Raw genomic sequence first — 8227 nt, 5'->3', positions numbered from 1 at the left:
ACGCGGGCGGCGATGGCGGACGCGGAGCCGATGATGTTCCTTGCGGTTGCTCTCATGGCCGCGAATTTCGCAGATCGAGGCGTCTTGCGCCACCCGATTTCCGGAACCTCGCGGCAGCCGACCTTCTCCGTCGTCATGGCCGGGCTTGTCCCGGCCATCCACGTCTTTCTTCGCCGCTAGAAAGGAAGACGTGGATGCCCGGCACAAGGACGGGCATGACGATAGAGCTAGTCGCTAGCTTCAGCCAAATTGAATGGGACCATCTTGAAGCTGCACTTGCCGTTTGTACCTGAGGCCGATACCGTCCCTTCAGAATAGCTGAATCGAGAGACTAACCCCGCACCGGCAGCACGATCACGTCGTAGGCATGGCGGATGGTGCGTTTCAGCACGGGGTCCTCGAGCTCATATTCGAACCGATCGGCGGGACGAATGCCGCCTTTCGCGGCAAAGGTGCCGCCGAACATCGCGCAGCCGTCGGGAAATTTGCCGCCCTCGAAACCGCCCTTGATCAGGACGTCGACCGGCAGCATGGCGTCGAGCGTGCCCTCCTGGTAGAGTTCGCGCCGGCCATCGATCCAGGCGAACGAGCGCAGGATCATCTGGTCCCAATGGCCGATGACGTCTTCGAGCTCCCACAAGACGGACGCGATCGGCTTGTCGCACATCTGCTTGGATACGGTGACGCTGTAGCTTTCGACCTTGCGATCGGTGTGATCGGAGCCGAGGCCGACGAAGATGCGGCCCTGCCAGCCGATCAGCACGAACTCGACCTCGCCGCTGGAATCGCCGCCACAGACCTCGATCGAGTCCTCCGTGGTCAATCGCCGCGCCGAGACCCGATAGTAGATCGGCGTCGACGCCGGCCGCGCGATGCCGATCGCCTCCAGCTCCGCGATGTGCTTGTCGCGCGCGACGGGATCGCGGCCGGTCCAGCCGGCGACCACGGCCTGATCGATCGCAAGCGTCAATGGTGTCGTGGTATCCTGGGCATCGACGGTGAAGGTCAGGTCAAACACGGATGACGGTCTCCAATGCAGCGGCAAGTTCGAAAATGCGGCGGTCCGATCCGCGTGGCGCAGCCAGCATCAGCCCGACCGGCACTTCGCCTTCGCGATGGGCCGGCAGCGAGATCGCGCAGCCATCGATCATGTTGATCAGGGTGCAATTGCGCAGGCTCTTCAGGTTCGCCGCGGTGAACGCCTTGTCGTCGGCGAGATCCGTGATGCGCGGGGGCGTGATCGCCGTGGTCGGCATGATCAGCGCATCGAACGGCGCGAGCCGCGCATCGGCGCGGGCGATCAGCGACTGCCGCGCGTTGATCAGGTCGATATAATCGGCGGCGCTGATGGCCTCGCCGCGCAGGATGCGGAGCGATACGCGGGGATCGTAGACGTCGCCTTTGGAGGTCAGCAGATAGCGATGCCAGGCATAGCTTTCCGCGGCGGCAAAGCCGCCCTTGGCGTTCATCACCCCGACATCGCGGAATTCCGGCACCTCGACATGTTCGACTTGAGCGCCAAGCCGCGCCAGCGTCTGCACCACGCGCTCGAAGGTTTGCGCGATCTCGTCATCGAGGTCGTCGAGCGCGACCGTGGTCGGCACCGCGAGCCGCATGCCGCGGATCGGACGTTGCGCCAAGGCAACGACCGGTTCATCGGCGAGCACGGCGTCAAGCGTCGCGCAGCAATCGACCGAGCGCGCCAGCGGCCCGTAGCTGTCGAGCGAGAATGACAGCGGCACGCCGCCTTCCAGCGGAATCCGCCGCTGGGTCGGCTTGTAGCCGACGATGCCGTTATAGGCCGCCGGAATCCGGCAGGAGCCGCCGGTGTCAGTGCCGAGCGCGCCATGCGCCATGCCATCGACCACCGAAACCGCCGCACCCGAAGACGAGCCGCCGGGAATATGGCCCTCGCTCCGGTTCCAGGCGCCTTTCGGCGTGCCGTAATGCGGATTGATGCCGATGCCGGAAAACGCGAATTCCGTCATGTTGCTGCGGCCGATCACGACGAAGCCGGCACGGCGCAGCCGCGCCACCACCGGTGCATCCTGCTCGGCGGGCTTGGCGCCCTCCTCCAGCGCGCGCGAGCCGGCGCGGGTCACCTGCCCCTTGATGTCGAACAGGTCCTTGATCGAGACGGGAATGCCGGCGAAGCGCGACGGCGCGGCATTGGCCTTGCGCAACCGGTCCATCGCCTCGGCGGCTGCAAGGGCTGCGTCCTTGTCGACATGGATGAAGGCGCGCGCGCCCTCGCCCGCGGGATCGGCGATTTTTGCCAGGCATTCCTCGACAAGTCGGCGCGCGGAGGTACGGCCGGCTTCGAGATCGCCGGCGAGCGAGGCAAGCGTCGGATGGTTGGGCATTATCGCATTTCTCCGTCTCGGCCGACCACTTTGGCTATGGGCCGAGATTATCCTCAATCTCCAGATCGAGCAGCGCCGAGCTCAGCGACTTGCCATGCGCATCAAGCGCCAGCGACCGCGTTACCCCGCCGCCCAGCGTCTCGCTCATCACGAAATTCAGCGCGGAGATGTCGGGTAGCTCATAGCGCACCACCTCACCTTCGACAACGCCGGCGAAATGCGCCTTGACCCGTTCCGCCGTCACCTGCGCCGCGAGCAGCGGATAATGCCTGGTGTGATAAGCAATTACGGAGATGTTCGATGTATTTCCCTTATCGCCGGTGCGGGAATGGGCGATCTCGCGCAATTTCATGGCTTACGCCTCGACAAAGCTGACCCGCGGCGTCGCGAGTTCGCGCGGCAGCAGGACGGAGGCCACCGCCACGACATCGCGCGCGGATTTCCAGGCGCCGCCACCGCCGGCCGGACCGTTGGTATAGAGCGTCTCGACCTCGTTGCCGATCCTGATCGCCTCGCGCAGGCTCTCGGTGCGGCCGGCGACGCGGACGCGCACCTCGTAGGGATCGCCCGCATGGGCGGAAACCTGCGGCCCATACAGCGAGTCGACGCCGATCAGGTCGAAGCGCAATTCGCCTGCCGCGACACCGGTCAGCTTCAGCCGCTCGCGGACGATGTCCAGCGCCAGCCGTCCGCGCGCGAGCGCACCTGGACCGCCATAGGAGATCTGCCCCTCGCCAATGAACCCATCGAGATAGCCGACCGAAACCTTCAGCGTGTCGGTGCGCTGATGACCGCGTCCACCGCTGACCCGCACGCGGTCCGCTCCGATCTCCTCGATCGCGACATGCGAGAAGTCAGCGACCACGTCGGGCTGGAGATAGCGTGCGGGATCATGGACCTCGTAGAGCAGCTGCTCCTTGCAGGTCCGTGCCGTCACCGCGCCGCCGCTGCCTTGAACCTTGGTGATCACCAGCGAGCCGTCCGCGCCGACTTCGCCAATGGGAAAGCCGAGCCGCGCCAGATCCGGAACGTCCTTATGGCCGGGGTCGGCGAAATAGCCGCCGGTGATCTGCCCGGCGCATTCCAGCAGATGGCCGGCGACGGTGCCCCGCCCCAGCAAGTTCCAGTCGTCCATCGCCCAGCCGAAGGCGTGGATCATCGGCGCCAGGAACAGCGCGGGATCGGAGGCGCGCCCGGTGATGACGACATCAGCACCTCCCTGCAGCGCCTCTACCATCGGCGCGGCACCGAGATAGGCATTGGCCGACAGCAGACGGTTGCCGAGCTGCCTGATGGAGCCTTCGAATTCCATGATCGGAAAATCGCCCGCCTTGCAGGCGTCGAGCACGTCATCGCCGATCACCGCCGCGATCTTCAGCGCGGATAGTCCGAGCGACGCCGCGATCTCGGCCGTCTTGCGCGCCGCGCTTTCCGGATTGGCCGCGCCCATATTGGTCACGATCTTGATGCCCCTGGCGGCGCAGCGCGGCAACACCGCGCGCATCCTTTCTTCCAGCAACGGATCGAAGCCAAGCTCCGGATTCTTCATGCGCGCCTGCTGGGCCAGCGCCACGGTGCGTTCGCCGAGACATTCGAACACGAGATACTGGATTTCACCTTTTTCGGCGAGTTCGACCGCGGGCTCGATGCGGTCGCCCGAATAGCCGGCTCCAGAACCGATACTGACTGTCCGCATCATTTCAGTCCGAAATAGGCGCGGTGCAGAGCCTGGTTGCCGCTCATCTCGGCGACCGTGCCGGAGAACCGGATGCGTCCGCCCTCCAGCACGAACACGCGCGTTGCGACCTCGAGGAAACCGATATTCTGCTCGGCGATCAGGAGCGCAAGACCCCGGCCGCGCAGATCGGCGAGGATGCGGATCACTTCCTTGACGAACAGCGGCGACAGGCCGGCCGACGGCTCGTCCATCACCAGCAGTTTCGGCTCGGCCGACAGCGCCTTGGCGATGCCGAGCATCTTGCGCTGGCCGCCGGACAGGCTGGAGGCGGGATTCTTGCGTTTCTCGCGCAGCACCGGAAACAGGCCATAGAGTTCGTCGGCGCGCGCGCCGGCATGGGCATGGCCGAGCGCCTGCGCGCCGATCCGGATGTTTTCCTCGATCGACAGATCCGGAAACACGGCGAGTTCGGACATGTAGGTCATGCCGCGCCGCATCCGGTCGCTGGAGCGCAGCCGCGTGACGTCCTCGCCGCCAAGCCTGATGCTGCCCTGCCGCGCCTCGATCAGGCCGACCAGCGATTTCAGGAAGGTGGTCTTGCCGGCGCCATTGGCGCCCAGCAGCAGCACGGTCTCGCCCGCACGCACGTCGAGATCGACGCCCCACAACACCTGCATGGTGCCGTAGCCGGCATCGATGCCGGTGGCCTGCAGCAGCGGCGCGGTATCAGGCGGCATGCTCGCCTCCCAGAAACACTTCGATCACCTGGGGCTCCCTGACTGCGGCTGCAAGCTTGCCTTCAAAGATCTCCTTGCCGGCGTTGAGCACGATCACGCGATCGGTGATGTGTTCGATGAAGCCCATCAGATGCTCGACCACGACGATCGCCATGCCGCTGGCGGCCAGCGCCTTGATGCGTTCGGCGATCCAGTCGAGCTCCGCCGGATTGAAGCCGGCCGCGAGCTCGTCGAGCAGCAGCAGCCGGGGACGGGTGGCCAGCGCGCGAACCAGATCGAGCATCTTCTGCTGCGCACTGTTGAGGTCGGAGGCTGGACGGTCGGCGACCCCGGCCAGACGATAGTCGTCGAGCAGTTCGGCGACGGTCGGCGGCGCCACCGCGGCGCGCCCATAGGCCAGCGCCACCGCGATGTTCTCGCGCACGGTCAAGGACAGAAACGGTTTTGGAATCTGGAAGGTGCGGTTGATGCCGCGATGAACGAGCCTATGCGACGCGACGCCTCCGATGGCGGCGCCATCCAGCGTGATCTCGCCGCCATCGGGCGCATAGAGGCCCGAGATCACGTTGATCGCGGTGGTCTTGCCGGAGCCGTTCGGGCCGACCAGGCCCAGAATTTCGCCGGAGGCGACGTGGAAGCTCAGCCCGTCGAGGGCATAGAATCCGCCGAACCGCTTGACCAGTTTCGCGACATTGAGAATCGGCTTCGGCTCAGGGGACATGCCAGCCCCTGCGCGTTGCCAGCGAGACCAGGCCTGCCGGCAAAAACAGCACCAGGCCCATGATCAGCAGGCCGTAGATCAACTGGAAATATTGCGGCGTGGTGAAGCCGATCAGGTTGTAGATGCCGTAGAGGATGATGACGCCGACGATCGGGCCGGTGATGGTGGCGACGCCGCCGAACAGCGCGAACACGATGGCGAAGATGCTGAAGTCGCCCGAGAACACGTTGTCCGGATAGAACACCGAGACGTACCAGGCGTAGACGCCGCCGGCCAGCCCCGCCACCAGCGCCGAGACGAGCCAGGCGATCATCCGCATCTTGAAGACGTCGACGCCGGCCATCGCCGCGGAGACCGAATCTTCGCGCACCGCCTGTAGCGCGAGACCGAAGCTCGAATTCTTCAGATACACCACGCCGGCCAATGTCAGCGCGAGCACGACCAGTGCGGCGGCATAGGCCGATGTCGGGTTGAAGGTGCCGGTGAGCGAAACGCCGTACGGCCCCTTGGTGATGCCCTCCAGCGCGGGGTTGGCGACGAAATGCAGCACCGCGAGCGAGGCCGCGAGATTGGCAATGGCGAAATAGGCGCCGGACAGTCTGAGCAGCGGCGTCAGCAACAGCCCGAGCGCGACACCGACGAGGCCGGCGACCAGCACGGCGGGCAGCGCCGGCGACTGCGCGTGCATCACCATGATGGCAAAGCCGTAGGCGCCGGCGCCGAAGAAGCCGACATAGCCGAACGGCAGATAGCCGGTGAAGCCGTAGATGATGTTCACGCCCTGCGCCAAGGTCAGGAAGATCACGAAATTGAACAGCAGCAGATGGTTCTGATAGAGGCCGGGCAATACCGCCAGCACGACGATCAGCGGCAGCAGGATGAACAGCGAATGCTTGAGGGCGCTAGGCAACGCGCACCCGCCTTCCGAGCAGGCCGCTCGGACGCAACAACAGGATCAGGATCAGCAGAACGTAAGGCAACAGGTCGGCCCATGATGAGAGATAAGTCTGCACCAGCATGTAGCAGACGCCGTAGACGACGCCGCCGAGCGCTGTCCCCAGGGGATTGCCGAGCGAGCCCAGCACCACGATGGCGAAGGACGTCACGGTCGCGTCGGCGCCGAAGGCGGGCGTCACCGATCCGAACATGAACGGCGCGAACACGCCGGCCACCGAGGCCAGCCCGAGCCCGATGCCGAACGCGGCCGCCGACACCCGGTCGACGTCGATCCCGGTCGCGAAGGCTTCGTCGCGCCGCGACATCACTGCGCGGGTCAGGGTGCCGAGCCGGGTGCGATAGAGATAGAGGTAGACCAGCGCGATCGCGAGCAGGCTGGTGGCGGCCGCGATCACCCAGGGCGCCGGAAATCCCTGACCGAGGATATGGATCGGTCCTGCGCCTGCGGCCTTGCCGCCGAACCATTTGACCTTGATGGTGGCAAACACCGTACCGAGCAGGCGGCTCTGGATCGAGCGCTCGCTGGTGCCGGCAAAGATCGTGGTGACGGCCTCGATCACCTGCGACAGACCGAAGAACAGGATGATCGACAGCATTTCCGGATTGGCCGAGCCCTGCAGCCGCGGCACCAGCACCCAATAGAGCAACAGGCCGACCAGCAGGAACACCACGAAGGCCAGCGGTACCGCAAACAAAGGATCGATCCCGGCCAGCCCCACCACGCCGAGCGCGATGAAGGCGCCGAGCGTCAGGATGTCGCCATGCGCGAGGTTGACGATGCGCATGACGCCGAACACCAGATTCAATCCGATGCCGACCAGGCTGAAATACAGACCGAACAGCACGCCGGCGACGAGCGCGTAAGTCAGCATCCGCGCCCCGCCCCCGCCGTCCCCCTTGTCATCCCCATCCGCATCATGGCGCCGGGTAGACCGGCTTGCCGGTGGCGGTCTCGTGCGGATAGATCGAGACGAACTTGATGTGGCCCTGATCGTCGAGCGCGAGCTGCCCCAGCGGCGTCAATTCGCCGATCTGGCCACCCGTCTCGTCCAGGGCGAAGGTGCCGTCGAGCGTCTTGAGCTGACCCGACAGGCTGAACACCGCGCGGCGCAATTCGGTCTGGTCCAGGGAGGTTGCGACCGACAGCGTCTTCTCGATCACCAGCGCGGTGGTGTAGCCGGCCACCGCATTGAAGCCGAACTCGACCTTGCCGTCGGAGTACTTCTTTTCCCAGGCGGCTTTGTAGTCCTTCATGGTCATGCCGAAATTGACCGGATAGTCCAGTTCGGACGGCGGCACGTAGGTCCAGACATGATCGAGCCCCTTGGCGCCGACGTTCTTCTCCAACAGCTCGGTTTCGAGGCCGGGATAGATCGCGAACAGCATCTTGAAATTGACGCCGACGTCCTGGACATTGCGCAGGAAGGCGATGTCGTTCGGCGCGTAACCGAAATGGATCACCGCATCCGGGCTGGTGTTGTTGATGTTGTTGATGATGACCGTGTAGTTCGTGGTCTCGGTCGGGATGCCCTGGTCGTACACGATCTCGATCGGCGCGCCGGAGTCCTTGACGAATTTGCGGAAGGCGTTGGCCTGCGTGCCCGTGAACTCGTTGGTCGAGTACAGGATGGCGACCTTCTTGATGCCGAGCGCGGGCCCGTCGTGGGTGATGAAGTCGGCGACCGGCTTCGGCCATACCGTCGAGACCGGGTCGGCCATCAGCGCGATATAGGGATTGTCCTTGGAGAAGAAGCTCGCCCCGGTGCCGGTC

9 protein-coding genes are annotated in these 8227 nt (G+C 65.1%); all 9 read right to left on the bottom strand.

What is annotated here, in order from left to right; genetic code table 11:
- Positions 1-331 precede the first annotated feature (331 nt).
- Complete coding sequence (locus WCB02_RS26240; protein ID WP_423962675.1) at positions 332-1018, bottom strand: DUF2848 domain-containing protein; 687 nt, start codon at positions 1016-1018, stop codon at positions 332-334.
- Positions 1011-2363 carry an amidase gene (locus WCB02_RS26235; RefSeq protein ID WP_423962674.1) on the bottom strand — a complete coding sequence of 451 codons (1353 nt, stop codon included), beginning with the start codon at positions 2361-2363 and terminating at the stop codon, positions 1011-1013. Before WCB02_RS26235 ends, WCB02_RS26240 begins: the two co-directional genes overlap by 8 nt.
- 34 nt (positions 2364-2397) lie before the next feature.
- On the bottom strand, positions 2398-2715 hold the full coding sequence (locus WCB02_RS26230; RefSeq protein WP_423962673.1) for an AtuA-related protein: 318 nt from the start codon (positions 2713-2715) through the stop codon (positions 2398-2400).
- Between the two features lie 3 nt (positions 2716-2718).
- Complete coding sequence (locus WCB02_RS26225; protein ID WP_423962672.1) at positions 2719-4059, bottom strand: acyclic terpene utilization AtuA family protein; 1341 nt, start codon at positions 4057-4059, stop codon at positions 2719-2721.
- Positions 4059-4778, bottom strand: a complete 720-nt coding sequence (locus WCB02_RS26220; RefSeq protein ID WP_423962671.1) for an ABC transporter ATP-binding protein — start codon at positions 4776-4778, stop codon at positions 4059-4061. The genes WCB02_RS26225 and WCB02_RS26220 overlap by 1 nt, the downstream gene beginning before the upstream one ends.
- Entirely contained in the window at positions 4768-5499 is a 732-nt protein-coding gene (locus WCB02_RS26215; protein ID WP_423962670.1) for an ABC transporter ATP-binding protein, read from the bottom strand. Before WCB02_RS26215 ends, WCB02_RS26220 begins: the two co-directional genes overlap by 11 nt.
- Positions 5489-6409, bottom strand: a complete 921-nt coding sequence (locus WCB02_RS26210; RefSeq protein ID WP_423962669.1) for a branched-chain amino acid ABC transporter permease — start codon at positions 6407-6409, stop codon at positions 5489-5491. The genes WCB02_RS26215 and WCB02_RS26210 overlap by 11 nt, the downstream gene beginning before the upstream one ends.
- Positions 6402-7328 (bottom strand): branched-chain amino acid ABC transporter permease, encoded by a 927-nt coding sequence (locus tag WCB02_RS26205; RefSeq protein WP_423962668.1) that lies wholly within the window; start codon positions 7326-7328, stop codon positions 6402-6404. Before WCB02_RS26205 ends, WCB02_RS26210 begins: the two co-directional genes overlap by 8 nt.
- A 43-nt stretch (positions 7329-7371) precedes the next feature.
- The coding region (locus WCB02_RS26200; protein ID WP_423962667.1) for an ABC transporter substrate-binding protein at positions 7372-8227 on the bottom strand (856 nt) is incomplete at its 5' end.

The organism is Bradyrhizobium sp. (genome assembly GCF_049581145.1).
Classification (GTDB): domain Bacteria; phylum Pseudomonadota; class Alphaproteobacteria; order Rhizobiales; family Xanthobacteraceae; genus Bradyrhizobium.
The sequence above is the reverse complement of the archived record's forward strand: the minus strand, read 5'-3'. Positions and strand labels throughout refer to the sequence as shown.

Coding starts and splice junctions, on each gene's coding strand:
- WCB02_RS26235 (WP_423962674.1), bottom strand. CDS start 2,363: ATGCCCAACCATCCGACGCTTGCCTCGCTCGCCGGCGATCTCGAAGCC.
- WCB02_RS26215 (WP_423962670.1), bottom strand. CDS start 5,499: ATGTCCCCTGAGCCGAAGCCGATTCTCAATGTCGCGAAACTGGTCAAG.
- WCB02_RS26225 (WP_423962672.1), bottom strand. CDS start 4,059: ATGCGGACAGTCAGTATCGGTTCTGGAGCCGGCTATTCGGGCGACCGC.
- WCB02_RS26205 (WP_423962668.1), bottom strand. CDS start 7,328: ATGCTGACTTACGCGCTCGTCGCCGGCGTGCTGTTCGGTCTGTATTTC.
- WCB02_RS26220 (WP_423962671.1), bottom strand. CDS start 4,778: ATGCCGCCTGATACCGCGCCGCTGCTGCAGGCCACCGGCATCGATGCC.
- WCB02_RS26230 (WP_423962673.1), bottom strand. CDS start 2,715: ATGAAATTGCGCGAGATCGCCCATTCCCGCACCGGCGATAAGGGAAAT.